This window comes from Extibacter muris (genome assembly GCF_004345005.1).
GTDB classification, from domain to species: domain Bacteria; phylum Bacillota; class Clostridia; order Lachnospirales; family Lachnospiraceae; genus Extibacter; species Extibacter muris.
The window spans coordinates 107,226-134,204 of sequence record NZ_SMMX01000006.1 but is presented as its reverse complement, the minus strand read 5'-3'; the positions used below and the strand labels follow the sequence as shown (position 1 = coordinate 134,204).

33 protein-coding genes and 1 tRNA gene are annotated in these 26,979 nt (G+C 48.0%); 28 read left to right on the top strand and 6 right to left on the bottom strand.

The features are described from left to right. Nucleotides 1-14 precede the first annotated feature (14 nt). The 10 genes from E1963_RS09105 to E1963_RS09060 all read left to right on the top strand — a co-directional run bounded on the left by E1963_RS09105 (nt 15) and on the right by E1963_RS09060 (nt 9,760). Nucleotides 15-671: a PHP domain-containing protein gene (locus E1963_RS09105; protein WP_132277300.1), complete on the top strand. Its 657-nt coding sequence runs from the start codon at nt 15-17 to the stop codon at nt 669-671. 98 nt (nt 672-769) lie between these two features. After that, nucleotides 770-1,351, top strand: a complete 582-nt coding sequence (gene yedF / locus E1963_RS09100; protein ID WP_132277298.1) for a sulfurtransferase-like selenium metabolism protein YedF — start codon at nt 770-772, stop codon at nt 1,349-1,351. A 63-nt stretch (nt 1,352-1,414) separates the two neighbouring features. Further along, a complete protein-coding gene (gene selD, locus E1963_RS09095; RefSeq protein WP_132277296.1) occupies nt 1,415-2,455 on the top strand; it encodes a selenide, water dikinase SelD in 1,041 nt (346 codons plus the stop codon). A gap of 86 nt (nt 2,456-2,541) precedes the next feature. Next, entirely contained in the window at nt 2,542-3,969 is a 1,428-nt protein-coding gene (selA, locus tag E1963_RS09090) for an L-seryl-tRNA(Sec) selenium transferase (RefSeq protein ID WP_132277294.1), read from the top strand. Between the two features lie 13 nt (nt 3,970-3,982). After that, nucleotides 3,983-5,896: a selenocysteine-specific translation elongation factor gene (gene selB, locus E1963_RS09085; protein WP_132277292.1), complete on the top strand. Its 1,914-nt coding sequence runs from the start codon at nt 3,983-3,985 to the stop codon at nt 5,894-5,896. Next, the gene (locus tag E1963_RS09080) at nt 5,896-6,804 is read left to right on the top strand and encodes a selenium metabolism-associated LysR family transcriptional regulator (protein WP_132277290.1); all 909 of its coding nucleotides are present in this window, start codon (nt 5,896-5,898) and stop codon (nt 6,802-6,804) included. Before selB ends, E1963_RS09080 begins: the two co-directional genes overlap by 1 nt. A gap of 161 nt (nt 6,805-6,965) precedes the next feature. After that, on the top strand, nt 6,966-8,102 hold the full coding sequence (locus E1963_RS09075; RefSeq protein WP_132277288.1) for an aminotransferase class V-fold PLP-dependent enzyme: 1,137 nt from the start codon (nt 6,966-6,968) through the stop codon (nt 8,100-8,102). Nucleotides 8,103-8,157: 55 nt separating this feature from the next. Further along, entirely contained in the window at nt 8,158-9,255 is a 1,098-nt protein-coding gene (yedE, locus tag E1963_RS09070) for a YedE family putative selenium transporter (protein ID WP_132277286.1), read from the top strand. Between the two features lie 62 nt (nt 9,256-9,317). Next, nucleotides 9,318-9,521 (top strand): sulfurtransferase TusA family protein, encoded by a 204-nt coding sequence (locus tag E1963_RS09065; RefSeq protein ID WP_066572438.1) that lies wholly within the window; start codon nt 9,318-9,320, stop codon nt 9,519-9,521. 2 nt (nt 9,522-9,523) lie between these two features. Next, nucleotides 9,524-9,760 carry a putative Se/S carrier protein gene (locus tag E1963_RS09060; protein ID WP_132277284.1) on the top strand — a complete coding sequence of 79 codons (237 nt, stop codon included), beginning with the start codon at nt 9,524-9,526 and terminating at the stop codon, nt 9,758-9,760. Nucleotides 9,761-9,844: 84 nt separating this feature from the next. Here the strand turns inward: E1963_RS09060 and E1963_RS09055 are convergent, their stop codons facing one another. Both E1963_RS09055 and E1963_RS09050 read right to left on the bottom strand, forming a co-directional pair. Continuing rightward, nucleotides 9,845-10,432, bottom strand: coding sequence for a TetR/AcrR family transcriptional regulator (locus E1963_RS09055; RefSeq protein ID WP_066572448.1), 588 nt, complete (start codon nt 10,430-10,432; stop codon nt 9,845-9,847). A 156-nt stretch (nt 10,433-10,588) separates the two neighbouring features. Then, nucleotides 10,589-11,623 carry a proline racemase family protein gene (locus E1963_RS09050; protein WP_132277282.1) on the bottom strand — a complete coding sequence of 345 codons (1,035 nt, stop codon included), beginning with the start codon at nt 11,621-11,623 and terminating at the stop codon, nt 10,589-10,591. Between the two features lie 298 nt (nt 11,624-11,921). On the opposite strand from E1963_RS09050, the gene E1963_RS19665 reads away from it, so the two are divergent. From E1963_RS19665 to E1963_RS09015, 9 genes are all read left to right on the top strand, one after another. After that, a tRNA-Sec gene (locus E1963_RS19665) sits at nt 11,922-12,019 on the top strand. Between the two features lie 146 nt (nt 12,020-12,165). Next, nucleotides 12,166-13,512: a proline reductase-associated electron transfer protein PrdC gene (prdC, locus tag E1963_RS09045; RefSeq protein ID WP_262200689.1), complete on the top strand. Its 1,347-nt coding sequence runs from the start codon at nt 12,166-12,168 to the stop codon at nt 13,510-13,512. Between the two features lie 171 nt (nt 13,513-13,683). After that, entirely contained in the window at nt 13,684-15,540 is a 1,857-nt protein-coding gene (gene prdA, locus E1963_RS09040) for a D-proline reductase (dithiol) proprotein PrdA (RefSeq protein ID WP_132277278.1), read from the top strand. Between the two features lie 15 nt (nt 15,541-15,555). After that, nucleotides 15,556-15,852 carry a CBO2463/CBO2479 domain-containing protein gene (locus tag E1963_RS09035; protein ID WP_132277276.1) on the top strand — a complete coding sequence of 99 codons (297 nt, stop codon included), beginning with the start codon at nt 15,556-15,558 and terminating at the stop codon, nt 15,850-15,852. A gap of 2 nt (nt 15,853-15,854) precedes the next feature. Continuing rightward, complete coding sequence (locus tag E1963_RS23505) at nt 15,855-16,307, top strand: glycine/sarcosine/betaine reductase selenoprotein B family protein (protein ID WP_465221081.1); 453 nt, start codon at nt 15,855-15,857, stop codon at nt 16,305-16,307. 27 nt (nt 16,308-16,334) lie between these two features. Continuing rightward, nucleotides 16,335-16,580, top strand: a complete 246-nt coding sequence (locus E1963_RS23500) for a proline reductase (RefSeq protein ID WP_004607306.1) — start codon at nt 16,335-16,337, stop codon at nt 16,578-16,580. 140 nt (nt 16,581-16,720) lie between these two features. Beyond that, a complete protein-coding gene (prdD, locus tag E1963_RS09025) occupies nt 16,721-17,488 on the top strand; it encodes a proline reductase cluster protein PrdD (RefSeq protein ID WP_132277272.1) in 768 nt (255 codons plus the stop codon). Nucleotides 17,489-17,499: 11 nt separating this feature from the next. Then, a complete protein-coding gene (locus E1963_RS09020; protein ID WP_132277270.1) occupies nt 17,500-17,964 on the top strand; it encodes a glycine/sarcosine/betaine reductase component B subunit in 465 nt (154 codons plus the stop codon). A gap of 49 nt (nt 17,965-18,013) precedes the next feature. Continuing rightward, nucleotides 18,014-18,244: a hypothetical protein gene (locus tag E1963_RS09015; RefSeq protein WP_132277268.1), complete on the top strand. Its 231-nt coding sequence runs from the start codon at nt 18,014-18,016 to the stop codon at nt 18,242-18,244. Between the two features lie 316 nt (nt 18,245-18,560). Here the strand turns inward: E1963_RS09015 and E1963_RS09010 are convergent, their stop codons facing one another. From E1963_RS09010 to E1963_RS09000, 4 genes are all read right to left on the bottom strand, one after another. Continuing rightward, the gene (locus E1963_RS09010; protein ID WP_132277266.1) at nt 18,561-18,764 is read right to left on the bottom strand and encodes a hypothetical protein; all 204 of its coding nucleotides are present in this window, start codon (nt 18,762-18,764) and stop codon (nt 18,561-18,563) included. 17 nt (nt 18,765-18,781) lie between these two features. Then, a complete protein-coding gene (locus E1963_RS19660) occupies nt 18,782-18,937 on the bottom strand; it encodes a hypothetical protein (protein ID WP_167482155.1) in 156 nt (51 codons plus the stop codon). Between the two features lie 534 nt (nt 18,938-19,471). After that, nucleotides 19,472-19,924 (bottom strand): YcxB family protein, encoded by a 453-nt coding sequence (locus E1963_RS09005; RefSeq protein WP_243117650.1) that lies wholly within the window; start codon nt 19,922-19,924, stop codon nt 19,472-19,474. A 362-nt stretch (nt 19,925-20,286) separates the two neighbouring features. Then, nucleotides 20,287-21,156, bottom strand: coding sequence for a permease (locus tag E1963_RS09000; RefSeq protein WP_132277264.1), 870 nt, complete (start codon nt 21,154-21,156; stop codon nt 20,287-20,289). Between the two features lie 452 nt (nt 21,157-21,608). Between E1963_RS09000 and E1963_RS19440 the strand changes: the two genes are divergently transcribed. The 9 genes from E1963_RS19440 (at nt 21,609) to rplW (ending at nt 26,930) form a co-directional block, all read left to right on the top strand. Continuing rightward, a complete protein-coding gene (locus tag E1963_RS19440) occupies nt 21,609-21,950 on the top strand; it encodes a hypothetical protein (RefSeq protein WP_145964175.1) in 342 nt (113 codons plus the stop codon). Next, nucleotides 21,865-23,349, top strand: a complete 1,485-nt coding sequence (locus tag E1963_RS08995; RefSeq protein ID WP_132277262.1) for a WXG100 family type VII secretion target — start codon at nt 21,865-21,867, stop codon at nt 23,347-23,349. The genes E1963_RS19440 and E1963_RS08995 overlap by 86 nt, the downstream gene beginning before the upstream one ends. Before the next feature lie 80 nt (nt 23,350-23,429). Then, nucleotides 23,430-23,588 (top strand): hypothetical protein, encoded by a 159-nt coding sequence (locus E1963_RS19655; RefSeq protein ID WP_167482153.1) that lies wholly within the window; start codon nt 23,430-23,432, stop codon nt 23,586-23,588. A gap of 12 nt (nt 23,589-23,600) precedes the next feature. Beyond that, nucleotides 23,601-23,879, top strand: coding sequence for a hypothetical protein (locus E1963_RS08990; protein ID WP_132277260.1), 279 nt, complete (start codon nt 23,601-23,603; stop codon nt 23,877-23,879). 96 nt (nt 23,880-23,975) lie between these two features. After that, nucleotides 23,976-24,413 carry a hypothetical protein gene (locus E1963_RS08985; protein ID WP_132277258.1) on the top strand — a complete coding sequence of 146 codons (438 nt, stop codon included), beginning with the start codon at nt 23,976-23,978 and terminating at the stop codon, nt 24,411-24,413. 489 nt (nt 24,414-24,902) lie between these two features. Beyond that, nucleotides 24,903-25,220, top strand: a complete 318-nt coding sequence (gene rpsJ, locus E1963_RS08980) for a 30S ribosomal protein S10 (RefSeq protein WP_004607300.1) — start codon at nt 24,903-24,905, stop codon at nt 25,218-25,220. A gap of 74 nt (nt 25,221-25,294) precedes the next feature. Further along, nucleotides 25,295-25,975 carry a 50S ribosomal protein L3 gene (gene rplC, locus E1963_RS08975; RefSeq protein ID WP_066572530.1) on the top strand — a complete coding sequence of 227 codons (681 nt, stop codon included), beginning with the start codon at nt 25,295-25,297 and terminating at the stop codon, nt 25,973-25,975. A gap of 29 nt (nt 25,976-26,004) precedes the next feature. After that, nucleotides 26,005-26,625, top strand: coding sequence for a 50S ribosomal protein L4 (gene rplD, locus E1963_RS08970; protein ID WP_132277256.1), 621 nt, complete (start codon nt 26,005-26,007; stop codon nt 26,623-26,625). Next, entirely contained in the window at nt 26,625-26,930 is a 306-nt protein-coding gene (rplW, locus tag E1963_RS08965; protein WP_049729971.1) for a 50S ribosomal protein L23, read from the top strand. The genes rplD and rplW overlap by 1 nt, the downstream gene beginning before the upstream one ends. Nucleotides 26,931-26,979: the final 49 nt, after the last annotated feature.

Below are 26,979 nucleotides of genomic sequence, written 5' to 3'. Positions count from 1 at the left end.
CAGGAGTGGATGGCATGTTTATTGATACGCATATGCATGAGATGACCTATTCAAAAGACAGTTTCCTTACGTTGCGTGAAATCGTGGAGCTAGGAAGAGAAAAAGGGCTGGGGGGTATCTGCATAACAGACCATGACAGCATGGGGCTGCGGGAATATGCCCGGGAATATTCGGCAGAAGTGGATTTTCCCATTTTTACGGGGATTGAATATTATTCTCTGGAAGGCGATATCGTAGCGTTCGGCATCGGAGAATATCCCAAGGAGCGCATACCGGCGCAGGAATTCATTGATATGGTCAAGGCCCAGGGCGGGGTCTGCTTTGCCGCGCATCCGTTCCGGAATAACAACAGGGGGCTCGAAGAGCATCTGCTGAAGGTGAAGGGGCTGGACGGCATTGAGGTGCTGAACGGAAGTACATCACGTGAGGCATGCGGCAGGGCCGCGCTTTATGCCGACAGGCTTGATCTTGTCACTTTGGGCTCCAGCGACTGCCATGTACCGGAAAAGGTCGGCGTATGTGCCACTTATTTTCCGGAAGAAGTGAAGACGGAGGAGGAATTGCTTCGTGCATTTAGGAAAGGCGGCCTGAAACCGGCATATTACCATAATGGACGGTATCATATCGTGGGACTGGAAAGAGGTCTTGTCCCGCAATATTATACGAGATAAATAGCATTTACCCATTTACCTTTTATGGCATTAGTGATAGAATATGTCTATAAGTGCCAGGTGATGGGAACATCAAATTACTGAAAGGTGGAAGTACGATGATTACAGTCAATGCAATGGGAGACAATTGCCCTGTCCCGGTTATCAAGACCAAAAAGGCAATGCAGGCGCTTACAGGGCCGGAGACGATTGAAGTTCTGGTAGACAATGAGATTGCGGTGCAGAATGTGACGAAGATGGCGGAAAGCGAGGGAGGCAAGGCTGCTTCAGAGCAGACGGCCGAAGGAGCATATAAGATAACCATACAGATGGATGACATTCCGGCTGAAAAGGCTGAGGAGGCCGGGAACCTTGTAGTTGCCGTTTCCTCCGACCGGATGGGCACGGGAAATGACGAACTCGGGAAGGTGCTTATCAAGGGCTTCATCTTTGCCGTAACGCAGCTCGATGTGCTTCCGAAGACGATGCTGTTCTACAATGGGGGCGCGACCCTTACGGCGGAGGGCTCGGATTCTCTGGAAGATCTGAGGCTGCTTGAGTCCCAGGGGGTCGAGATCATGACGTGCGGGACATGCCTTGACTACTATGGCCTGAAGGAAAAGCTTGCGGTCGGTACAGTGACCAATATGTACAGCATAGTAGAGACCATGGCGGGCGCATCTAAGATCGTCAAGCCATAACGGAAGCAGAAGCTGGCCGGAGATACGGGTCAGTCCAGATACAGACAGGAGGATGACAGGCATATGAAGCCAGAAGTGAGGCTGACACAGCTGAGCAAGACTGCGGGGTGAGCGGCCAAGATAGGTCCGGAGACCCTTGCCCAGGTTCTGGGTAAGCTGCCGAAGTTTGAAGATGAAAATTTAATAGTAGGCATTGAGACATCAGATGATGCAGCCATATATAAGGTGACAGACGATATTGCCATGATTCAGACCGTCGACTTCTTTACGCCTATCGTGGATGACCCGTATATGTTCGGGCAGATTGCAGCGGCAAATTCTCTGAGCGATGTATGGGCTATGGGAGGAGAGCCTGCGGTGGCTCTGAACATCGTCGGCTTTCCGAACTGTCTGGATCCGTCCATACTCGGGGACATACTGGCAGGAGGTGCCGCGAAGGTCAAGGAAGCCGGCGCCGTGCTGGTCGGAGGCCATTCGGTACAGGATGACGAGCCCAAATACGGGTTGTGCGTGTCCGGCTTCGTGCATCCGGACAAGATATTTAAGAATTATGGATGCAGGCCGGGCGATATCCTCGTGCTGACCAAACAGATAGGAAGCGGCATCGTCAATACGGCCATCAAAGCAGAGATGGCATCCGCAGGAGCTGTCCGGGAGGCACAGACGGTCATGGCATCGCTGAATAAGAAGGCAAAACAGGTCGTAGAGCGCTACGACGTATCAGCATGCACAGATATCACGGGCTTTGGCTTGCTGGGGCACTGCGTGGAGATGGCATCCGCAAGTGACGTCACGTTTGAACTGAACGTCCGTGACATCGCTTATTTTGACGACGCCGTCGATTATGCGAAGATGGGTCTGATTCCGGGAGGGGCATACAAGAACAGAGGATATTCCATAGATAAAGTAGATGCCGGATCCGTGGAAGAACATTATCTGGATCTGCTGTATGACCCGCAGACTTCCGGAGGCCTGCTCATCAGCGTGGCAGAAGAAAACCTTGCAGATATGGTGCGCGATTTCCAACAAGCAGGAATGGATACCGAAGTGTCAGTCATCGGGAAGGTAGCCGAGAAAAGTGACAGATTAATCAGGTTGTTTTAAAAGGGGTCAGACCCCTATGCTTATAGGGGTCTGACCCCTTTGAAGATTCTCACACAATTCAAACTATTTTGGAAGGGAACAGTATTATGGACAAGAACATGTTGTACCGCGGTATTCCTAAGGTGGACGTGCTCCTGGAGAGCAAGGCCGTCCAGGGGATGATTGAACATTACAGCAGGGATACGGTGATGGAAGCGATCCGTATTGAGACGGACAGGCTCCGTGCATTTATCGGCAGATGTGATGACGAGGAGGCGGCAAAGGCGCAGACGGAGATGCTGACGGCCCATATCGAGATGACAGTGGCAGCCATGCACAGGCCGAATATGCGCATGGTCGTCAACGGGACCGGGACTATCCTCCACACGAATCTGGGCAGAGCTCCCATCAGCGGGGAACATATGAAGAAGGTGGCTGCCATTGCTACCGGATACTCTAATCTCGAATACAATCTGGAGGAGGGGCGGCGCGGCGAGCGGTACTCCCACTTTGAGAAGCTGCTGTGCAAGCTGACAGGGGCGGAAGCCGCCATGGCAGTGAATAATAACGCTGCAGCGGTCATGCTCATCCTGAGTTCTCTTGCAAAGGGGGGCGAGGTGGTCGTCTCCCGGGGTGAGCTGGTGGAGATCGGCGGCAAGTTCCGCATACCTGATGTGATGGAACAAAGTGGCGCCACGCTCGTCGAAGTCGGAACGACGAATAAGACCCACTATGACGATTACGAACATGCTGTCACAGAAGAGACGAAGGCGCTTCTCAAGGTGCATACGAGCAATTACCGCATCGTGGGGTTTACCGATACGGTGCCGATTGATGAGCTCGTACCCCTTGCAAGGGAGCATGGCCTTCCCGTGATAGAGGATCTGGGCAGCGGCGTGCTGATCGACCTGAGCAGATATGGCCTCACGTACGAACCCACGGTACAGAACTCGATTGCCAAAGGCGCGGATGTCGTCTGCTTCAGCGGGGACAAGCTGCTTGGCGGTCCGCAGGCAGGCATAATCATCGGCAAGAAGAAATATATCGATAGGATGAAGAAGAACCAGCTGACGCGGGCCCTGCGTATCGACAAGTTTACAGCCGCCACGCTGGAACTTGTGCTGCAGGAGTATCTTTCTGAAAAGAAGGCGGTGGAAAACATCCCGGTGCTGCGGATGATTACAAAGCCCCTTGAAGAGGTGGAGAAGGAGGCCCGTGAGCTTGCCGGTATGCTGAAAGATGCACATCTGCCGGCAGAGATTAAGGCGGAGCGCTGCGAGTCGCAGATAGGCGGGGGATCCCTTCCCCTGGAAAGGATACCGAGCATGGCCGTGTCTGTCCATCCGGAGAAAATCAGCGTGCCGGAGCTTGAAGAGCGTCTCCGGCATCTGCCGGTGCCGGTAATTCCGAGGACGGTGAATGATACGGTCCTCCTGGATGTCCGCACGCTTGGACGAGGAGATTTCAAATTGATTACAGAGCAGATAAAAGAACTGGATGTACTGGAAGAGACAAGTCTTATCGCATCACGTTAAGGAGCATTTGATTATGAAGAACATTATTATAGGCACTGCCGGGCACATAGACCATGGAAAGACTACGCTGATCAAGGCTTTGACAGGCCGCAATACAGACCGGTGGGAGGAAGAGCAGAGGAGAGGCATAACGATCGACCTCGGATTCACCTATTTCGACCTTCCGAACGGAGACCGTGCCGGCATCATCGATGTTCCGGGGCATGAAAAGTTTATCAACAATATGGTCGCCGGTGTCGTCGGCATGGACCTGGTCCTGCTTGTCGTCGCTGCGGATGAAGGGATCATGCCCCAGACGAGGGAACATATGGACATCCTTCATCTGCTCGGCATCGAGAAGAGTATCATTGTTCTGAATAAATGTGACCTTGTCGATGAAGAATGGCTGGAGCTGGTAGAAGAGGAGCTCAGGGACGAGCTTCAAGGGACGTTTCTGGAATACGCGCCGGTGGCAAAGGTGTCGGCGGCAACCGGGGAAGGGCTGCCGGAGCTCATAAGCATCATCGAACGGATGACGCGGGACGAAGTGGTGCCCAAAGATATCCATACGATTCCAAGGCTTCCGATCGACCGTGCATTTACCCTTTCCGGATTTGGCACGGTCATAACCGGGACTCTTGTAACAGGAACGATTACGAAAGAGGATACGCTGCAGCTGTATCCTGTCGGAAAGCCATGCAAGATAAGGAGCATCCAGGTGCATGGGCAGGATGTGAAAGAGTGTTTTGCCGGCCAGCGTGTGGCAATCAACTTATCAAATGTTAAGAAAAAGGAGATAAAAAGAGGCTGTGTGCTTGCGCCTCCTGACAGCATGAAAGAGACAGACCTGCTGGATGTACGTCTCGATGTCCTCGAGTCCTCGATGCGGGTGCTGACCCACCATGCGAGGCTGCATCTCTTTACCGGGACCAGCGAGGTGCTCTGCCGGGCAGTCCTTCTCGACGCGGACGAGATAGGCCCGGGAGAGAGCGGCTATGTACAGCTCCGTCTGGAGGAAAGCATCGCGGTACGAAGGGGTGACAAATTCGTCGTGCGGTTCTACTCCCCGATGGAGACGATTGGCGGCGGCGTCGTGCTGGAACCGAACCCGGGAGTGAAAAAACGTTTCCGGGACGACGCGATAGAAGAGCTCAGGCGGAAAGAATCCGGATCATCTGTCGATGTAATAGAACTTCACGTAAAAGAACACGGACAGTCTATGATTACGCTGGCCGAGCTGGCGAAGCTGACCGCGCTGTCCATGGAAGAAGTGCAGGAAGATGTAAAAGAGCTGGAAGGCAGCGGGATGGTACATTCCTTTGCCATGAGAAAAGATACCTATGTATGGCATGCAGACGCCGCCCGGGAGGCTGCAAAAGGGATAACGCTGGCGCTGGCGGCCTATGAAGAAAAGCATCCGTACCGCTACGGCATGAAGAAGGCGGAAGTCCAGATGACTTATTTCCAGAAGATGAAGCCGAATGTATTCGACAAAGTGGTAGAGCTGCTGGAGGCAGACGGAAAGGTCAGGAGGGTGGATGAATTCCTCTGTACGCCTGAATTTGAGGTGCGTAAGGACAAGACGTACGACAAGGTGTCCGGCCTGATTACCGGGGCTGTCCAAAAGGCCGGGTATGATTTTGTCCGATATTCGGACATGGATATGAAGGGGACGAGCCGGGAGATATCAGATGATATACTGAACATACTGCTTGAGGAAGAGCGGCTTGTGAAGGTCGCGGAAGATACGTATACGCTGAAATCTTACATGGATGAAGCCAGAGAGAGAATCAGCGGAAAGCTCAGGGAGAATCCGGTCATAACGATAGCGGAGGTGCGCGATATGTTCGGCACGAGCCGGAAGAGCGCGAAACCGATCCTGGAATATATGGACAGCATCAGGGTGACCAAGAAGACCGGGGCAGAGAGTGAGAGGGTAGCATACTAATGAATTTAAAACAGTTAGAAGCCTTTGTACAGGTGGCAGAAGGAGGAAGCTTTTCCAAAGCGGCAAAAGAGCTATACCTGACACAGCCTACGGTCAGCGCACATATATCTTCGCTGGAGAAAGAGCTGAATGTCCGCCTGTTCGTAAGGAATACAAAAGAAGTGAGCCTGTCGGACGACGGCAGGGAGCTATACAAATACGCAAGGCAGATGATAGATCTGGAAAGCCAGATAGAAGAAAAGTTCGGCTCGTCGCGGAAGGAGAAAAAGCAGTGTATAACTATCGCGGCATCTACGATACCGTCCCAGTATCTTCTTCCGAAGGTGCTTATAAAATTCAGCGAGAAATATCCGGAGGAGCAGCTGAAGATAATAGAGACGGACAGCAGCAAGGTAATAGCACAGATTGTGGATCATCTGGCTGAGGTGGGCTTCACCGGCACCGTGCTGGAGAAGAAGCACTGCAAATATATACCCTTCTACAAAGACGAGCTTGTCATCATCACGCCCAATACGGATAAGTACAGGCGGATACGGGACGAAGGCGGAGAAGATATATCATGGGTTACGAAGGAACACGTCATCATGCGTGAGGAAGGATCCGGGACACGCAAGGAGGCAGGGAAGCAGCTCCGGCGGGCCGGCGTGGAATTGGCGGATCTGGATATCATCGCAAGCATCGAAAACCAGGAGACGATCAAGAAGTCCGTGCGTCAGGGGATGGGGATATCGGTATTGTCCAAGCTTGCTACATCGGACGAGGCGGAAGACGGGCACCTGCTCGTATTTCCCATACCATTTTCCGACGAAGGACGTAATATCAACCTCGTATATAATAAAAATTATCAGCTGTCACGTTCCGCAGAACGTTTCATTAAGGTGGTAAGGTCTATATATCAGGATAAATAGAGCAGAAGACACCAATTATAGAAACTGTCTATAACTGGTGTTTTTTATGGAGCTTTTTGATTAGACGAAGGAAAAGAATGGTAATATACTTAACTATAGCATATACCTACCCTTGTCAAGTATAGGTATATGCTTTGAAATACGAAAGGACGTATGTACGGATGATATACATGGATAATGCAGCGACTACCATGCACAAGCCGAAGGAAGTGCTGGATGCAGTCATAAATGCTATGAGCTCGATGGGGAACGCAGGAAGAGGAGCCAACGAGGCTTCCCTGAGCGCCTCCAGGATCATATATGATACAAGAGAAAAATTATGCGCTCTGTTTCATGCAGAGAACCCAAGACAGATCGTCTTTACCGCCAACTCGACGGAAAGCCTTAACGTGGCAATCAAAGGGCTTCTCGGACCAGGGGACCATGTAGTGACGACGATGCTGGAACATAATTCCGTGCTCCGGCCGCTCTATGAGATGGCGGAACGCGGGAACGGGCTTACGATTGTAAGAAGCAGCAGGCTTGGAACGGTAAGGCCGGAAGACATCGAGGCGGCGATACGTCCCTCTACAAAGATGATTGTCATTACGAACGGCTCGAACCTGACGGGTAATTATATAGACTTGGAGCCTATAGGGGAAATTGCACGAAAGCATGGCATTCTATTCGTGGTAGACGCCTCGCAGACGGCGGGTGTCTTTCCGATTGACGTGCAGGAGATGAACATAGACGTGCTGTGCTTTACAGGCCATAAAGGCCTGCTTGGTCCACAGGGCACCGGAGGCATGTATGTGAGGGAAGGCGTAGCCGTCCGTCCGCTGAAAAGCGGAGGGAGCGGGGTACAGACATTCAGCAGGACACATCCTGTTGAGATGCCGACTGCCCTGGAGGCAGGGACGCTAAACGGACATGGGATCTCGGGCCTGAATGCGGCGCTTTCTTATCTGGAAAAAGAGGGGATAGATAAGATACGCGGACGTGAACAGGAGCTTATGTGGAGGTTCTATAACGGGGTAAAGGATATCCCCGGTGTAAAAGTATATGGCGATTACAGCGTAAAAGAGCGATGTGCAATCGTGGCGCTCAATATCGGTGACTATGATTCTTCAGAAGTGAGTGATGAACTTCTTACAGCATATGGGATATCTACAAGGCCGGGTGGACATTGTGCTCCGCTCATGCATGAGGCGCTTGGCACTGTGGAGCAGGGAGCTGTAAGGTTCAGCTTTTCCCACTATAACACCGATGAAGAAGTGGATACCGCAATAGCGGCTGTCCGAGAATTGGCAGCGGACTGATTAGGGGTGACTAAGAAGGACCGGGCCAAATGAGAGTTGCTAAAGGAGGAGAAACATGAATTTATCAGATTCAAAGAAGAAACTTGCACTTGCGGGCGTAATATGCGGACTTGTAGCGGCATGTCTGGCATACTTCGGCAATCCGGCTAACATGGCGTTCTGTATCGCATGCTTCATCAGAGATACCGCAGGGTCTCTGGGAATGCACCAGGCGGAAGTTGTACAGTATGCAAGACCAGAAATTATCGGACTTGTACTCGGTGCGTTTATTATTTCCGCGGCGACAAAAGAGTACCGTTCCACGGCGGGCTCTTCACCGATGACACGGTTTGTGCTCGGACTTATCATTATGATAGGCTCCCTCGTATTTCTGGGATGCCCGCTCCGTATGGTCATCCGGATGTCGGCCGGGGACCTTAACGCGTGGGTAGCGCTGATTGGATTCGTACTCGGCGTTGGTTCCGGAGTTGTAGCTTTAAAGAAGGGGTTCAGCCTCGGAAGAGCACATGTGACGAATAAGGCAGGCGGTATGGTGCTGCCTCTTCTCATGCTGGGGATACTTGTCCTTTCCATCGGGACAACCCTTTTGAAGGCGAGCGAAGCGGGACCTGGAAGCATGCATGCGCCGCTCATAGCATCACTGATAGGGGGCCTTGTATTCGGCGCGTTCGCACAGAAGTCCAGAATGTGCTTTGCAGGAAGCATCCGTGATATTATCCTGATGAAAAACTTTGACTTGTTCAGCGTGATTGGCGGCCTGTTCGTGGTCATGCTCGTATTCAACATTGCCACAGGCCGTTTCGTATTCGGATTCGACACGCCTGGAATCATCGCCCATTCCGAGCATCTGTGGAATATTCTTGGCATGTATGCGGTTGGCTTTGCCGCCGTACTTGCAGGGGGATGCCCGCTGCGCCAGCTTATCCTTGCGGGCCAGGGCTCTTCTGACTCTGCAGTTACGGTAATCGGAATGCTTGTCGGTGCAGCGCTCTGCCATAACCTTGGCCTCGCGGCAAGCGGTACCGCTGCCAACGCAGAGACAGGTGAGATTGTCGCGGGGGCAGTTCCGCTTAACGGTAAGGTGGCATGCATAATCTGCATCGCGGCATGCTTTGTCATCGCGTTTACTAACAAGCGTAAAGAAGCGAAATAATTGTGTTTTTATATTGAAATACAGGCTTATAAGTAGTATTCTGAGAAAGAAGGTTAAATAATATGAAGGAAGTAGATGCGAGAGGCCTCTCCTGTCCGGAGCCGCTTATGCTGACGGCGGATGCGATGAAAGACGCCAAAGAGGCGGTAAAGGTTCTTGTCACAGAACCACATCAGAAGATGAACGTAGAAAAGTATGCGAAAGAACATGGAAAGTCTGCGGTATCGACGGAGAAGGAAGGCTATTTCGAAGTGGTAATCGAATAGGCATGAGAAAAAAAGAGCTAAAGCTGGTCGTCACCTTCCATACGACAGCCGATGCGATGGCAATGGAGAAGGCGTGTAAGGCGCACGGTGCTCCGGGGCGGATCATCCCGGTTCCCAGGGCAATATCCGCAGGCTGCGGCCTGTCCTGGTGTGCAGAGCTTGACGACAGGGAACAGATGAAAGAGATGATGGCAAAAGCCGGCATTGAAGAAGAGGACATGCACGAGTGCATGGTATAGGATAACCGATTCTGAACTGAACATGCCCCGGAATACAGGCAGGATTCCTGTACTCCGGGGCATATTTGTATTGCCGTCTGTTATTTATACACCGTTTACGAATGTGTCAAGCACATGCGGCAGAAGCTTGTCGCTGTACTGGGAAAGCGAGTATCTTCCCTTGAAAAGCGACCAGTCATACAGCAGTGCACGCTCGAACATGGCATAGATGGCCATGAGCTCTTCGGCAGTGCTCGTGTTCTTGAATTCCCCTTTTTCCAGACCTTCTTCCAGAATCTCGGTAATCCATTTGAAATAAAAACGTTTGCTGTCAGAAAGAGACTTTTTATCTTTCGTGACAAGCTGTGAAGAATAAAGCAGCGCAAGCAGCTTGATATCTACGCTTGTCTCTATCATATAAAACAGCTCATGGTTTAAAAACAGGAGCTTATCATAAGCAGACAGGTTCGGGTCGATAACTGCTGCCAGTTCTTCATATTTTTCATCAAACAGATATGACAGGGAATTCAGCAGTGCCTCTTTCCCTTTGAAATAGTGGTAGAAGGTGCCTTTAGAGGTCTTTGAAGCACTTATGATATCCTCTACGGTCGTCTGCTCATAACCGTTCTTATAAAACAGATTCCAGGCAGCTTTTACGATGCGGCTCTTCGTGGACTGTCGCTTTCGTGGCATCCTCACCCATTCCCTTCTCTAGATTGACATATCGTGTACCGCGGACAGATGTGCGCTGCACAGCCTGTTTTGATATGCCTTTATATAAAGAGAAGCGGATTATGAACTAATCCGCTTCTATAACTACCGCAGTACCAACTTTAATTCCGGCAGATGTTAACCGACCTGGAACCCATATTTCAATGGATCTGTAGGATCGATCAAGTATGTAGCAACACCTGTCAGGTAGCAGCTTCCTGTAATCATAGGAATCACTGCATCGTAGTCAGCGACCTTTGTCGTCTCTTTGATGATACCCTTGAACGTAGTGCCGATAAAGCTTTCGTAGATAAATTCTTCGCCTACGCCGATCTCTCCCCAATGGTGAAGCGTCGCAAGCTTAGCGCTTGTTCCTGTTCCACATGGTGAACGGTCAGCCATAGCATCTCCGAAGATTACCACGTTTCTCATAGTTGCCTTGTCCGGGTTTGGCGTCGGTCCATAGAACTCTACCAAGTCAACCGTATCGATGTCGAGAAGAGGATGCTTGACCGGAACCTCTTTGTTGATGACATCCAGAAGCTTCATTCCTAATTTGGTGATGTCAGGAACCGTCTTCGGGCTGATCTCTTCGATGCCGATCTTCGTCGTGTCTACTAATGCGAAAAAGCTTCCGCCGAATGAAATCGTAAATGGAATCTCTTTCCCGTCGATTGTAACGGAGAGGTTCTCTTTATAGACGAAAGCCGGTACGTTTGTAAGCGTAACGTGCTCAACCTTGCCGTCTTTTACAACTGCTTCTGTACGGATAATTCCGGCAGGCGCTTCCAGAACAACTTCGTTCACACCTTCTTTGGACTCTACGAGCCCGGCCTCTACTGCTACGGTTACAGCACCGATCGTACAGTGTCCGCACATGTTAAGGTATCCGCCCGTATCCATGAACATTACGCCAAAGTCAGCCTCTTTGTTGACCGGCTCGCACAGGAATGCCCCAAACATATCATGATGTCCTCTTGGCTCGAACATCAATGCCGTACGAACATGGTCGTAGTTGTTCTCCATCCATTTTTTCTTTTCGATCATCGTGCTGCCTTCCGGCTCCGGAAAACCTCCGATGACTACGCGGCAGAACTCGCCGACGGTATGAGCGTCCACTACCTGTAATGCCTGCTCAAACCGATTGAAGTTAACATTTGCTTTTAACTCCATAATTCATTACCTCCTTAAGATTTACTCATAGACAGTTTCTATAAGTTTTTATAAAAACACGTCGGAGATTCCCTTGTCCCCTCGGTGCCTTTTTCAGAAGAAACCCAATATCGCATGCAACAACGATATAAAATTAACAATTAGACCGCGTTCTAGTATCACGTTCAGTCTGCTACAATTATTATGTACGATAAACCTTGAAAAGTCAATGATTTTTTGGTAAGATAAAAAGTAAATAAAAACGGTTGAAATATGCATAAAATTGTGTTATAGTCAAGACGCATGAGGCAAGAACCATGGGGGTAGATGGGTGACTGGTGTGCCTCCTAGTCTTCAAAACTAGTGTGGGGCGTTAAGAGCGTCCTGGGTGGGTTCGATTCCCACATGCCTCCGCCAAAAAAGACATATATAGCGTTAAAAAAATAGCGATAACAATATATTGTAATTATAGATAAAATTGATAAATGACCAAAATGGTATGTTGCGGACATGTAATAAGTAAACGGGATGTATGTTTCGTTTTTTACTTATAAAAAAAGAAAATAAAGGAGAAAGATGTCATGGGAAATGTGCAGATTTTATTACGTCAACATGTTGGTGCACCCTGTGAGGCAATCGTAAAGGCTGGGGATGAAGTTAAAAAGGGTACCTTGATTGCAACACCTACAGGTCTTGGCGCTAACATTTTTTCCAGCGTGTACGGTGTAGTGGAAGAAGTGACGGATGACCGTATTATCATCAAGCCTGATGAAGAGCAGAAAGACGAGTTTGTACCTATTAAAGAAGGCAGCAAGCTTGAGATGGTAAAGGAAGCTGGAATCGTTGGTATGGGCGGTGCCGGATTCCCGACAGGAGTCAAAATCGGGACAGACCTTAAGGGCGGTTATGTGTTGGTGAATGCAGCAGAGTGCGAGCCGGGACTTCGCCATAACATCCAGCAGATTGAGGAACAGACTGATATCACGATCCGCGGGCTGAAATACTGTATGGAAGTCTGTAACGCTGCAAAAGGTATCATTGCTATCAAGAAGAAAAATGAAAAAGCAATACAGATATTAAGAGAAGCTATCAAAGATGAAGACAGCATTACAATCCATCTCCTTCCGGATATCTACCCGATGGGAGAGGAAAGAGCAGTCGTAAGAGAGGCGCTTGGAAAGCTTCTGGATCCTACGCAGCTTCCTTCTGCAGCAGATGCGGTTGTAATCAATTGTGAGACGCTGCTTCGTATCGCAGAAGCCATTGAGCTTAAGAAGCCTTGCTACAGCAAGAATATGACAGTGATCGGCAAGCTGAACGGTGGAAACGAGCCACACGTATATATGGACGTTCCGGTTGGAACATGCGTGGGCGATATGATTGAGAAAGCCGGCGGCATCGACGGTACATATGGAGAGATTATCATGGGTGGACCATTTACAGGTAAGTCCACTACATTAGATGCACCTGTGACAAAAACGACGGGCGGCATCATCGTTACAGTTGAATTTCCGGATTTACACGGCGCTAACGTGGGTCTGTTGGTATGTGCCTGCGGCGGAAGCGAAGACCGTATGCGTGAAATCTGTGAAAAGATGAATGGGAAGGTTGTTTCTGTGGCAAGATGTAAACAGGCGATTGAACCAAAGCCAGGCGCACCGCTCAAGTGCGAAAATCCTGGAAACTGTCCTGGCCAGGCACAGAAGTGCCTCCAGTTCAAGAAGGATGGAGCTGAATTCATCATTATCGGCAACTGCTCAGACTGCTCTAATACAGTCATGGGTTCTGCGCCGAAACTGAAGCTGAAAACATTCCATCAGACAGACCATGTTATGAGAACAATCGGTCATCCTCTGTACAGGAGACTCACTGTTTCTAAAGAAGTAGACCAGCTTCCGGAAGGGAAATAAGTCTGCGGACAATGGTATTACTGCCGCGCATGATGAACTGCAGAAGACCCCCGATTCTTTTGCGGGCGGAAGTCGAGAGGTATTCCGTGTATCATATGTGGCTGTATATATAATTTTAATAAGTGCCCAGAATGGATACTTAAGCAAAACCAAACAAGGAGGGAAACAAATATGTCAATCACAGCTGAAACAGCTAAAGAACATGCTCATGATCCTGCCGTATTATGTTGTAGAGCCGAAGCAGGCATTACAATCGAAGCTGCTAATCTTGAAGATCCAGCGATCTTTGATGATTTGGTAGACTCAGGATTACTGAACCTGGATGGTGCATTGACCATCGAACAAGTTTTAGGAGCAAAACTTACAAAGACTTGTGATTCACTTTGCCCGCTTACAGCAGATGTAGTAGAAGGTGCAAAGGCTCCAAGCGCTCCGGCAGCAGAGGAAGCTCCGGCAGAGGAAGCTCCGGAGGCTCCGGCACCGGCTGCACCACCTGTTGCAGGACCGACAGCAGGCGGAACATTGAAAATCCACATTGGGGAAGGTAAAGACATCGATCTTGAAATCCCGGTTGGCGCTCTTGGCGGCGGCGCAGCAGTTGCTCCATTGCCGGCAGGCGCAGAAGCGGCAGTAGCAGGAGCAGCAGCTCCGGAAGCAGCTGGCGAAGAAAAAGTAGTTAGAAGCTTAACAAGAAAACACTTCACTATCACAGAAGTTAAGAGAGGGCCTGAGACTAAGATCGAAGGTACAACTCTTTACATCCGTGAAGGAATTGAAGCAGATGTTATTGCTGATCAGGATTTGATTAAAGACTTCAAACTGGAAGTCATCACGCCTGATTTATATCACACATATTCTGAAACAGTTATGGATGTTCAGCCAATCGCTACAAAAGAAGGCGATGACGTAGTCGGCGAAGGTGTTACGAGAGTACTTGACGGCGTTGTTATGATGCTGACAGGTGTAGATGAAGGCGGAGTTCAGATTGGTGAGTTCGGTTCTTCCGAAGGATACCTTGACGAGAACATCATGTGGAACCGTCCAAGCTGCCCGGATAAAGGCGAAATCTTTATCAAAGGTAACATCGTTGTTCAGGAGAAGACGAACATGGAGCGCCGTGGACCTATGGCTGCTCATACAGCATTCGACCTCATCACACAGGAAATCCGTGAAGTTATGAAGAAGCTTGACGAGAGCCTTGTAGCTGATACGGAAGAGCTGAAGCAGGTTCGCCGTCCTGGCAAGAAGAAAGTTGTTATCGTTAAGGAAATCATGGGACAGGGTGCTATGCATGACAACTTCATCCTTCCTGTAGAGCCTGTTGGCGTTCTTGGCGCAAGAGCTAACGTAGACTTAGGAAACGTACCTGTATGCGTATCTCCGTTGGAGGTTCTTGACGGATGTATCCATGCTTTGACATGTATCGGACCTGCATCGAAAGAGATGTCCAGACATTACTGGAGAGAGCCATTGGTTCTTGAAGCTCTGCATGATCCGGAAGTTGACCTTTGCGGCGTAGTATTCGTAGGAAGCCCGCAGATTAATGCTGAGAAATTCTATGTATCCAGACGTGTCGGCATGACAGTAGAAGCTATGGACGCTGACGGAGCTTTCGTAACAACAGAAGGTTTTGGAAACAACCATATCGACTTTGCAAGTCACATCGAGCAGATCGGTATGAGAGGAACTCCGGTTGTCGGCATGTCCTACTGTGCAGTACAGGGCGCGCTTGTTGTTGGTAACAAGTACATGAGCTACATGGTTGACAATAACAAATCAGAAGCCGGTATCGAGAATGAGATTCTTGGTAACAATACACTCTGCCAGGAAGATGCAGTTCGTGCATTAGCTATGCTGAAAGCTGCTATGGCCGGAGAAGATGTTAAAGCTGCTGAGAAGAAATGGAATCCAAACGTTAAATCTACAAACGTTGAATTGATTGAAGCTGCTGCAGGCGTTAAGATTGACCTCGTTGAAAATGAGCAGTCACTCCCTATGAGCCAGAAGCGTAAAGAAAAATACAGTTAATTCAGGTAATGTTGAATGAACAATGAACGTTTGAATTATGGTAATAAGGTCATTTACATGGAAGGCGTTATCGTGGATATCGACGACTGCAGCATCAGCGTCGACCTGAAAGGGCGCCTGGGCTTCTTCAAAGCCCCGAAGAGAATGTTTATCTGCGACTATGAGCTGAAAATCGGCCAGGAAGTGGGATGGAACATGAGCTTTCCGGAACAGCTTGGGGATGAGGTAAATGACAAGTATATCAGCAACATTGAAAAAGAAAGACGCAAACAAGAAGAGATGCGCCAACGTATGGATAATAAGGAGGCTTAAAAATGAGTTTAACGGTTGTTAAAGGTTTACAATCTGAAATATTCGTTCCTATTACTCCGCCATCAGTATGGACTCCTGTAACGAAAGAGCTGAAAGACATGTCTATCGCTCTTGCGACAGCTGCCGGTGTTCATACAAAGAGCCAGGAAAGATTCAATCTTGCCGGCGACTTTACATGGAGAAAAATAGAGAACACAACACCATCCAGCGAGCTGATGGTATCCCATGGTGGATATGACAACAGTGATGTTAACAAAGACATCAACTGTATGTTCCCAATAGACAGGATTCATGAATTAGCTGCTGAAGGATTTATCAGAGCTTGCGCTCCGGTACATGCAGGATTCATGGGTGGCGGCGGAAACCAGGAGAAGTTCAAAGGCGAAACTGGTCCGGCTATCGCACAGATGTTCAAAGAGGAAGATGTAGATGCAGTAATCCTCACCGCTGGCTGAGGTACCTGCCACCGCTCTGCAGTATTGGTGCAGAGAGCAATTGAAGAAGCTGGAATTCCTACAATTATTATTGCAGCTCTTCCACCGGTCGTACGTCAGACTGGTACTCCTCGTGCAGTTGCTCCGTTGGTACCTATGGGTGCTAATGCCGGAGGACCGCACAACGTTGAACAGCAGACACAGATCGTAAAGGCAACTCTGGAGCAGTTAGTTGAGATCCAGACACCAGGAAAGATTGTTCCGTTGCCATTCGAATATGTAGCTAAGATTTAGTGAACGCAGGTTCTAATCGAAGGGCAGATGTTTTGCATCTGCCCTTTTTTGAAAAGTGATATAACGATATATCGGAAAAGTATCCAACATATTGTAAACATAGTATGACAACAGATCTCAAATATCGGAGGTGACTTAAATTGGCTGAAGAAGTAAAAGACCTGAGACGACTTGTAATCAAAGCATTCCATATGAATGATGTGGAATGGGGAGAACACAACGACATTACGGTTGACGGTCATATGACAGTCAGTAAAGAAATGCTTGATAAGCTGGTAGCGGAAGAAGAGCATCTTGAGAAGATCGATATCCAGATTATCAAGCCAGGCGACCATGACCGCTGGACGAATACGATCATGGACATCATCCCTGTCTCGACGAAAGTGCTAGGAAAGCTCGGAGAAGGCATTACCCATACCGTAACCGGTGTATACATGATGCTTACAGGAGTAGATGTCAACGGCAAACAGTGCCATGAGTTCGGATCTTCAGAGGGGAATCTGAAAGAGCAGCTCTATCTGAACCGTGCAGGGACTCCAGGAGATAACGATTACATCATTTCCTTTGATGTCACGCTTGCCGCTGGAATGGGGCAGGAGAGGCCCGGCCCTACGGCGGCCCACCGTGCATGCGACAAGTTCATCCAGTCGTACCGCGACAAGCTGAAGAAGTTCAAGGGTGAAAAGTGCACGGAACGCCATGAATATCATGACATCGTAAGACCCGGCAAGAAGCGTGTCCTTATCGTAAGGCAGGTTGCCGGTCAGGGCGCTATGTATGACACACATTTATTCGCCAAGGAACCTTCAGGAGTCGAAGGCGGACGTTCAATCATCGACATGGGCAATATGCCGATACTCGTTACACCTAACGAGTACAGAGACGGCATTATCCGGTCCATGCAGTAGGAGGTGTAATCATGGGAATAGGACCATCAACAAAGGAAACATCATTACATCACTTCAGAGATCCGTTGCTGGATGTCGTGTCTAGTGATACGGACCTGGATCTAATGGGAATCATCATCGTGGGGACGCCGGATGATAACGAAGACAAGATGCTGGTAGGCACGAGGACTGCGGTATGGGCGGAAGCTATGCGTGCTGACGGAGTCATCATATCATCTGACGGATGGGGCAACAGCGATGTAGATTACACGAATACATGCGAGCAGCTCGGGACACGTGGAATCGCAGTAACGGGGCTGAATTTCAACGGAACAGTGGCTCAGTTCGTCGTAATGAACGACTACCTGGATGGCATCGTGGATATCAACAAAAGCACGGACGGAACAGAGACCAATGTGGTCGGAGAGAACAACATGGTAGAGCTGGACTGCAGGAAAGCGACAGCGCTGCTGAAGCTGAAAATGCGCAAGAAATAGGAGTTTAGTGAAGTGGACGCCGCTGTGGAGGTAGGGGGCAGATGCTCCGATGCGTCCGGGAACTGCGACTATCACACAGATTCCTAAGCTTGTGGAATGTTCGCCGATTGCGGCTCTCATCCCACAAGCCAAGGAATCTGGTGAGGATTCTCCGTCCCTTCCGCTTATACCTGCGCATCTGTCCCCTACCTCCCCATCGGCTATCTACTTTACTGGCACGGGCGAAGGCGGATGTGTGGCGCTGTCGGCTGATGGTAGGGCTTTGGCTATGTCAGCATAGTGATTAAAGGCGAAGCAAGTGGATAACCTTGGTGGAAGTAATCGTAATGAAGAAGAGCCGGAATCAGGTACGGGGATGTTGAGATGACATCTCCTGCCTGGTTCCGGCTCTTCTTGCAGCAACGGCGTGCACGCCTCGCTGCAAATGCTTAACAACGAACATATTCGCCAGCCTGATTCATGTGGACTAGCAAAACTCTTATCATTCATCTGCTCTTTGTGTTATTCACATTAAGCTTGCGATATTTTATCATTCAACTGACGCAGCCAGCGTTCATCCGCTGGCCAGTAACGCCGCACGGCCATCCTCGCCCTTGTTAAGTGAAGTAGATAGCGGGCGGGGAGCCGGGTGGTAGATGCGCAGGTGCAAGCGGGAGAGGCGGAGAATCCTTTCCGTAGCCCTTATCCTGCGGGATGTAAGCCGCTGTCGGCGCACATTCCGCAGGGTTAGGGATACGTGAAATAGTCAGAGCCTCGTACGCATCGGAGCAGATGCCACCCGGCTCCCCGCCCGCAGCCACTTTACTTAAACTCCCATTTAATACCGCAGCTGAATCCCCTGCTCTTCGATCCAGTCCTCAAGGTCATCTTGCGCGTCGGCAGCCCAGGTGCCAGACAGTTCTTTTTCTATGTCTGTTGAAGCGCCATCCTTTTTATCTGTGACCTCTCTTTGTTTTCTTTTTTCGTCTTCCATAGTAGACCTCCTTCTCTTTTATGTGCTGATATTAATAATAATTCTAGCATATGTATAGTTATGCAAATGAGCCGGTCTATCGGCGCTCATGGATAAAGAAAAGGCACGACATACGGTATGTCGTGCCCTTTCTTTTTGGTATGTCATTGAGAGGTCTTTCCTCGTTGCATTGCAGTTTTGTTTATATACAAAGCTGGGGAATGCTCCTACTAAAGAGGATGTATATATCAATTGAAGTCTACTGCCGCAGGACCATTCTTGGGGGAAATGGTCGGCGGCAGCTTAACTGCAATTACAACCATATTGGTGTTAACTTACCTGTACTTTTTTAAAAATAGGCAGTTCCCTTGCTCGAGGTAACCGCCATTGGTTTTCGTACATTTAAGTTGCTATTAATATATCATTAATAAATTTAAGTGTCAATACAAGTATAATAAAAAATTAATTTTTATGCAAAATATCAATAAAAAGACAATAAATTATTAAATTTTAATGCACTTTAACATAGTAAAATGGTAAAAGAGCAAAGAGGCATTATCTTTTGTTTTTTTTCTTTTCCTCTTGACGTTTTTTTACTTGTTCCGCCCGTACATCCCGATATTCCATCATCATTTGAATACGGACCTTCCATGGTATATAGAGTGGGCGTATTGGCTGACCTGTCTTATCAGACAGAAAATCATAGAACTGGGTCGGGTCTCCCAGAACAAAGTCTGACTTGGGAAGAAGCTGCAGATCTTCATTGTTGATACTGATATAGTAGTTGTTGTCATCGACATATACAAAACTGATTTCCGCATATTTTATACGTTCATTCTGGTCGAGATCAATGTTCTCTATATGAAACTCACTCTCTCCAAAGACGAGATGTATTTCGCTCTGGTTCTGGTAATTCTTATCTACTTTGGCAAGTTTTCTGAAACTGATACGATGTCTGTTCAAAGTAAACCCTGCAAGAAGGACTGCCAGTACAATAAATATGTACATTCCCGCGCCACCTCTTGTGAAATAAGCAAAAGCGGCAAAACAGGCTGATAATATGAGAAGATGCGTAGTAACACGAGGATACTTGATTCTAAATGTAAATTTTATGAAATCCTCCAATACTTTCTGTGTATGTGTTGTTTTTACTTCGTATACCGGGGTCATAAATGGTATCTCCTTATTGTGTTGATTATTTGAGTGTAAGCGGGGAACTACGATACCCGCTGTTTTACATATTATAATATGCTTTTTACGTTTCTACAAGCATTACTTTTCCACGAATTTGTGCTGTTTTATACTATGCATCGGAATATAAAAAGGACAGCAGAAGCTGTCCTTTCTATTATCAAATAATAAAATTGTGCTTAAGCTTTGGCTGCATCTTTGAAGAACATGATTGCCGTGAAGACCATAACTACACATACCAGGTAAGTCAGAACGTACATTGAGAATGCATACTTTGTTAACAGATAAGCGCCTAATACACCAATACATCCGAATATTGCCAGATAAAGAGCAGCTCTTCTGTCGTATTTGTCTTCTTTGATGAATTTGAAACATGCAGCATTCATAAGGAATGCACAAGAACCCATCATGATTGGGAAAGCAGTACCAACGTTCATGCCAAGAGCACTAACAAGAGCGATACATGGTGCGTAGAGACCAACGCCAATCATCATCAGGGCGCCCAAGAAGAAGTTGATAACAACACCGATAACTAACTTGATACCTGTCAGACCGGTTGCTTCACCAACTAAACCGAAAGGTCCGATTCCGGCATTCTTAGAAGCGAGAACAATAGCCAGGATAAGAAGACCGATACCAAGAGCGATACGAACCATCTTAAGATTCCATTTACATACGATACCGGCACCTACAAGTGCTCCGATAACAGCTGCGGCAAGCATAAGTACTAATGTAAGTGGGTCGATGTTTACAAAACTGAAGAATAATAGCGCTTCCAACGTTACAGGGAAGGTATCTCCTACATTCAGTGTACCGGGCATTGTGATATCCTCGCTGGACTTTGTGAATTTGAAGCCAGCCTGGGTAGTAGCATAACTTCCGATTCCCCATGTATCGAGCCAGTTGGTAATAAAACCAATAATAGCCAGAGCAACAGGCTTGCCGCCCTTAAGTTCTTCTTTGTGTGCCGCAAGGTCTTTAATAAAGAATATAGCTGATACTAATACAAACAGACCTAACACAATACGTAAAATCAAAATAACATCCATAGTTCATCCCTCCAGATTGTTTATAAAGATACTAAAAAATAGCGAAAACAAACAATATATTTATGTAACCAGCTGACAAGAATAGATACACCCCGATTTGTATATATGCTTGTTAAAATATTGTCTGTTCTTGTTCCAATTGTATCAATTTCTATAGAAAAAGTCAATTGAATTTATAGATTATAGCCAAATAAAGACAAGCCTCCAACGGTTCGACAGCGATTTGTGTACATAGAAAACGATAAATGGTATAAATTGTCTAAAATTGGACACTTGAATTGCTGTTTATACTTGATAATTTAAAGGGCAAATATCGACCAGTTAAGGATATCTGCTTTGATTTTACAGATCAAGATTATAAGATAGTAATATAATGCGACAGGTCTATTTGTAAATGGCCTGCCATTACCGGTTAAGAAAAGGACAAAGGGCGTGGAGAGGAGGGCGGTTGGTTGAGAAATAAGACGGTCATCCGTAATATCGTAATGCTTGCAGCTGGTTTTATGGCTGGAAGAGTGAGTATGGCATATATGACAGATACCGTGCGGGAAGACGAGAGCAACATAATTGCGTTCGTGAATCTGGACGAGGGAGTGATAAGTGGAGACAGAGCGGTCAATTATGCCGCAAGCCTGATTCATTTTCCGGCGGCAATATGTATACGCAGGTCTGGAATATGCCAGGAATGGAGTGCAGACGGGAGATTATGTGGCTTATATCGTTATACCGGCAGGCTTTTCTGCAGATATCGAAAGTCTGAATACGGTGATGTCCAAGTCAAATTTAACATATGAGTTCAATAAGCAGCTCGCCCAGGAGAAAAAGATAACGATTCTTAAACAGGTCGATTCTTTCATACAGTCGATGGCGGACGATATCGCCGGTGTTCTGAGTACCGGTACATATGATACGGGCTCTCCGCCAGTATGGACGGTCCATGATGGGACCGTTACGATGGACGGAGCTGCATACACGCTGACGGCAGCGGATGGAACCTTGAATGCGGGAGAGCTGGAGCGGCTGCTTTCAGATTACCGGCAGAACAGCAGCGGCACCTATAGGGAGGGAGCGGCTTCGGCAGATATCCGGGACGAAGCAGAAATAAGAGCAATCGCTCTAAGCCTGTTGCCAGGCTGCGGCATAGAACGGTTCGTAGAAGATGAGGACGGAACCTTCACAGAAGGAGATGCGCAGGAGAATAGAAAAGAGGCGGACAGGCTGTTTGCGGACAGCCTTGCGGCATCGGGCGTTGACCTGGCGGCAGATGAAGATTATAAGATTGAGCCAATCAGCCAGACAAAACTGGATGATATTATAAGAAGCCTCAGAAGCGATGTCGTATCCCCTCTGCTTAACAGGGCCGACGAAGTGAAACATGCCTTCCAAAGCAGCTATGCCGATTCCGATGGAAAGCTGTCCACATTCCAAAGCTCGATGACAGCATATGATCCAATTGGGCATATAGACAGCAGCGCAATACAGGATTCATATGCAGACATGCACGACAGTACGAGTTCTCTGCAGAAGGAGGTGCTGGAAAAAGACACGGATCGTCTGGAGAGCATGGTAAAGACCTATGAGACCTACACGGCTAATGAAGTGGCATTGCAGCAGCATATACAAGAGGCGACAAAAGCATCGGAAGAAGCAGTCGTACAAGGGCTTGCAGGGGCACAGAAAGTAAAGGAAGAGAGCAGCCGGGACAACCAGGAACGGATGGAGAGCTTTACGGGCAAATTGCCGTACACTAGGATAGGAAAAGCAGAGAATCTGGAAGCGGGCCGGTTTATTGTGGATCCTTTCTGGGTGACGGAGCAGAATACGGCAGGCAATACCGATGGCGGCAATTTGGAGGATGACGCTGTACCTGCGTCAGGAAGCGAGGTAAAAGAGGCCTCGGCAACCGGCAGGGCCGTACTGGAAGTGCTCGGTGCATTTGCCATCCTCGGCGTCAGGGCAATGCAGGAGTATACGGAGCTGCGCTCATTTCTGGATACGATTGTCAACAGCAAGCTGCCGGAGCTGTGGCAGGGAGCAGGAGCAGAAGCGTACATAACCCGCTATCAGGAACTGGCGCCAAGTTTCCAGGCAATCCAGGATCTGATTCAGGATATTGGGACAGGCCTGCAGCAGAATGCGACATACTATGAAGAGGCAGACCAGGCGGCAAGTGCGGCCAATTCAGGCAGATAGGACGATGGGGGCCAAGGGCCGGGTGCTCCGGCTCCCCTTTTGATGATACGTCCGGCAATGCGAATGCAATGGGAGGCTATATGGAGACAGAAGAAGTTCAGGTTCAGCGGGAAGATACAGACATAGAGTGGGATACTTCTGTAATAACAGAACAGAAAGGCGCGACCGGCATCTCACTCTGTGACCTGTACGGCGTACCAGTATTTGAAGACAGATCACAGGAAAAGATACAGTCCTAAGAGATAGAAAAAGTGCATAACATAACGTATATCGGACAGCAGGTGTTTGTCACCACGAATGACGGAGAAGAGAAGCTGGATGTTATCCGCAGTCAGGTGTTTTCCGGGACTGTGGAAAATATCGGGAATAAAATAGAAAAAGAGGAAGCCGGTACCGGATCGGACGTAATTTTCTGGATAGAGATTATCGCAGCCGCGGTGCTGGCAGCCGCATACTTATATGCAGGAAAGCTGAGAAGGGAAAGGAAACGCAGGGTTGATAGTATTAACGATATGTACGGCGTACAATAAAGTAAAGATAGATGTAAGTGTCAAGCCAGAGCAGAGGATCCGGGATGTGAATGGTTAGGAATGAGCATTGTTACATAAGCAGGAAAGGAGAAAGGTATGGGCGTAAAGATGAATGTAGGTACGGTACTGTCGGAACTCAATTCCATGAACAGATACCTGTCGGATGTCTGGATGAAAAGCGGCACGCTTGGCAAGGCGTTCCGGTCTTTTGAAGGAGAGGCCGGCCTTCAAAGCACGGCCTATAACAACCATAAGAGCTATATAGGGCAGATGCATCAGCCCGTCGCGGACGGAATCGCCGGCTTCTGTTCTGAGATGATGGAGGCAAACGATGCGTACGGAGGCTGCCTCCGCCAGTATTTTTCAGACGGAATGACGGTGGACGAAGATAAGTGGAAAAGCGAGCATGAAGCTTTAAAAGCGCATTATGACCAGCTTAATTCCATGCTGAACTATATCATAGAAACGATACGTGGCATGGTCTCTATGGGACGCCCTGGGGCCGCCTATACGGATATGAGAAGAAGAGCTTAAGAAGATAGAATACTGCCGTGAAGAGGCGCAGCTGGACGAGCACGTCAAGACGCTTAAAAAGAAATGCCGCAGGCTGAGGGAATCGATAGAGATATATGAGTTAGAATATGCAAAGGATGCAAGTGATGGAGAAAATAAAGAAAACTTTTAGTATTTTAATATAATGAATGGGCTGAATGCAATAGGAGGTATTGTATCAAAAAAAATACAATATCTGCACAAAAAACCTTGCAAAAAGCGTTTGTATCATATATACTAAAAAAGCTGTGACATTGATAGCGTAGAAGCGTGAGGTTGCTGCCCATAGCTGGCAGGTTTTCCGTGGAGCGAATGTCAAGTTAGGAAACTGGCGACAAGTCACTGTACGAACTATAACGGCCACTGGGATGTGGTAACAACGTGTGAGTTTCTCACGACACACACGGGAGAGTGTACAGTCACCGCTTGTCGTACTGAAGTTATAAGTACGAAAAGGAGGCGACTTTTTTTATGGCAAGTCAAGTAATGAGAATCACATTGAAAGCGTATGACCATCAGCTCGTTGATGCATCCGCAAAGAAAATCATCGAAACTGTAAAGAAAAATGGATCACAGGTGAGCGGACCGGTACCACTTCCTACTAAGAAGGAAGTAGTCACAATCTTAAGAGCGGTTCACAAGTACAAAGATTCGAGAGAGCAGTTCGAGCAGAGGACTCATAAGAGACTCATCGATATCATCACGCCTACACAGAAGACTGTAGATGCATTATCCAGACTGGAGATGCCGGCAGGCGTGTACATCGATATCAAAATGAAAAACAAATAAGACGCAGTAATTCCTAAAATTTAGGATGAACGTCCAAAGCGGCGTTCCGCTGTAAATCACAGGAGGTAATTATAATGAAGAAAGCTATTTTAGCTACGAAAGTCGGAATGACTCAGATCTTCAACGAAGACGGTTCGCTTACACCTGTAACGGTGCTTCAGGCCGGACCTTGTGTCGTAACACAGGTTAAGACGGCTGAGAATGACGGTTACGATGCAGTGCAGGTCGGCTTCGTTGATAAGAAAGACAAAACTGTCAACAAAGACAAGAGCGGCAAGAAAGAGATCGTTCACCGCCATGGAGTGACAAAAGCAGAGCAGGGACATTTTGCAAAAGCTGGAGTATCCGGCAAGAGATTTGTAAGAGAGTTCAAATTTGAAAATGCATCTGAATATGAGCTTGCGCAGGAAATCAAAGCTGACATCTTTGCAGCTGGCGACAAGATTGACGCGACAGCGATATCAAAGGGTAAAGGCTTCCAGGGTGCAATCAAGAGACATAACCAGCACAGAGGGCCGATGACACATGGTTCCAAGTTCCATCGCCACGCAGGTTCCAACGGTGCTGCTTCTGACCCGAGCAAGGTATTCAAAGGCAAGAAGATGCCTGGACATATGGGAAGCAAGAGGATTACGATTCAGAATCTGGAAGTTGTACGCGTGGATGCTGAGAACAATCTGCTCTTAGTAAAAGGTTCCGTACCGGGACCGAAGAAATCTTTAGTAACAATTAAAGAAGCAGTCAAAGCAGTCTAAGCTTGGACTCAGGAAGGAGGAAACTAGAGATGGCAAACGTATCTGTTTATAATATCGAAGGTAAAGAAGTTGGCACAATCGACTTGAACGATGCGGTATTTGGTGTGGAAGTTAACGAGCACCTCGTACACATGGCAGTTGTAAGTCAGCTTGCAAATAAACGTCAGGGAACACAGAAAGCTAAGACACGTTCTGAAGTTTCCGGCGGCGGAAGAAAACCATGGAGGCAGAAAGGGACCGGTCACGCAAGACAGGGGTCTACCAGAGCTCCTCAATGGACAGGCGGTGGAGTTGTATTCGCCCCGACGCCGAGAGATTATTCATTCAAGATGAACAAGAAAGAGAAGAGGGCTGCTCTGAAATCTGCCCTTACTTCTAAAGTGGAAGAGAAGAAGTTCATCGTTGTCGATGAAATCTCATTTGACGAGATCAAGACAAAGAATTTTGTAAACGTAATGAAGAACCTGAATGTATCTAAAGCATTAGTAGTATTAGAAGACGGCAATAGAAATGTTGAACTGTCAGCAAGAAACGTAGCGGACATCAAGACGGCAAAGACTAATACGATCAATGTGTATGATGTCTTAAAATACAACACGGTAATCGCAACGAAAGCTGCTGTTGCCGGCATCGAGGAGGTGTACGCATAATGGCTGATATTAAATATTATGATGTAATCCTTAAACCGGTAGTTACGGAGAAGAGCATGGAGCTTATGGGAGAGAAGAAATATACGTTCCTTGTACACCCGCAGGCTACAAAGTCTCAGGTAAAAGAAGCTGTCGAGAAGATGTTCGACGGTGCCAAGGTGAAGAGTGTCAACACGATGAACCAGGCAGGAAAGAAAAAAAGAGTGCGCGGTACGATGAAGTTCGGTATGACTGCAAAGACAAAGAAAGCAGTTGTCCAGCTTACGGAGGACAGCAAAGATATCGAGATTTTCGAGGGGCTGTAGGCACTGGACACTTGACGAAAGCCAAGCGTCAGCGCCGACTGAAGTTAAG

What these genes read in the sequence shown, in the direction of transcription:
- rplW (WP_049729971.1), top strand. Translation starts at nt 26,625, where the DNA reads ATGGCTGATATTAAATATTATGATGTAATCCTTAAACCGGTAGTTACG.
- E1963_RS09055 (WP_066572448.1), bottom strand. Translation starts at nt 10,432, where the DNA reads ATGCCACGAAAGCGACAGTCCACGAAGAGCCGCATCGTAAAAGCTGCC.
- selA (WP_132277294.1), top strand. Translation starts at nt 2,542, where the DNA reads ATGGACAAGAACATGTTGTACCGCGGTATTCCTAAGGTGGACGTGCTC.
- E1963_RS09005 (WP_243117650.1), bottom strand. Translation starts at nt 19,924, where the DNA reads ATGTACATATTTATTGTACTGGCAGTCCTTCTTGCAGGGTTTACTTTG.
- E1963_RS09015 (WP_132277268.1), top strand. Translation starts at nt 18,014, where the DNA reads ATGCGTCCGGGAACTGCGACTATCACACAGATTCCTAAGCTTGTGGAA.
- rplC (WP_066572530.1), top strand. Translation starts at nt 25,295, where the DNA reads ATGAAGAAAGCTATTTTAGCTACGAAAGTCGGAATGACTCAGATCTTC.
- prdA (WP_132277278.1), top strand. Translation starts at nt 13,684, where the DNA reads ATGTCAATCACAGCTGAAACAGCTAAAGAACATGCTCATGATCCTGCC.
- E1963_RS09060 (WP_132277284.1), top strand. Translation starts at nt 9,524, where the DNA reads ATGAGAAAAAAAGAGCTAAAGCTGGTCGTCACCTTCCATACGACAGCC.
- E1963_RS19655 (WP_167482153.1), top strand. Translation starts at nt 23,430, where the DNA reads ATGGAGACAGAAGAAGTTCAGGTTCAGCGGGAAGATACAGACATAGAG.
- rpsJ (WP_004607300.1), top strand. Translation starts at nt 24,903, where the DNA reads ATGGCAAGTCAAGTAATGAGAATCACATTGAAAGCGTATGACCATCAG.
- E1963_RS09080 (WP_132277290.1), top strand. Translation starts at nt 5,896, where the DNA reads ATGAATTTAAAACAGTTAGAAGCCTTTGTACAGGTGGCAGAAGGAGGA.
- E1963_RS19660 (WP_167482155.1), bottom strand. Translation starts at nt 18,937, where the DNA reads ATGGAAGACGAAAAAAGAAAACAAAGAGAGGTCACAGATAAAAAGGAT.
- E1963_RS09075 (WP_132277288.1), top strand. Translation starts at nt 6,966, where the DNA reads ATGATATACATGGATAATGCAGCGACTACCATGCACAAGCCGAAGGAA.
- selB (WP_132277292.1), top strand. Translation starts at nt 3,983, where the DNA reads ATGAAGAACATTATTATAGGCACTGCCGGGCACATAGACCATGGAAAG.
- E1963_RS09000 (WP_132277264.1), bottom strand. Translation starts at nt 21,156, where the DNA reads ATGGATGTTATTTTGATTTTACGTATTGTGTTAGGTCTGTTTGTATTA.
- E1963_RS09020 (WP_132277270.1), top strand. Translation starts at nt 17,500, where the DNA reads ATGGGAATAGGACCATCAACAAAGGAAACATCATTACATCACTTCAGA.
- yedE (WP_132277286.1), top strand. Translation starts at nt 8,158, where the DNA reads ATGAATTTATCAGATTCAAAGAAGAAACTTGCACTTGCGGGCGTAATA.
- E1963_RS09065 (WP_066572438.1), top strand. Translation starts at nt 9,318, where the DNA reads ATGAAGGAAGTAGATGCGAGAGGCCTCTCCTGTCCGGAGCCGCTTATG.
- E1963_RS23505 (WP_465221081.1), top strand. Translation starts at nt 15,855, where the DNA reads ATGAGTTTAACGGTTGTTAAAGGTTTACAATCTGAAATATTCGTTCCT.
- E1963_RS09035 (WP_132277276.1), top strand. Translation starts at nt 15,556, where the DNA reads ATGAACAATGAACGTTTGAATTATGGTAATAAGGTCATTTACATGGAA.
- rplD (WP_132277256.1), top strand. Translation starts at nt 26,005, where the DNA reads ATGGCAAACGTATCTGTTTATAATATCGAAGGTAAAGAAGTTGGCACA.
- yedF (WP_132277298.1), top strand. Translation starts at nt 770, where the DNA reads ATGATTACAGTCAATGCAATGGGAGACAATTGCCCTGTCCCGGTTATC.
- E1963_RS09050 (WP_132277282.1), bottom strand. Translation starts at nt 11,623, where the DNA reads ATGGAGTTAAAAGCAAATGTTAACTTCAATCGGTTTGAGCAGGCATTA.
- E1963_RS08985 (WP_132277258.1), top strand. Translation starts at nt 23,976, where the DNA reads ATGGGCGTAAAGATGAATGTAGGTACGGTACTGTCGGAACTCAATTCC.
- E1963_RS09105 (WP_132277300.1), top strand. Translation starts at nt 15, where the DNA reads ATGTTTATTGATACGCATATGCATGAGATGACCTATTCAAAAGACAGT.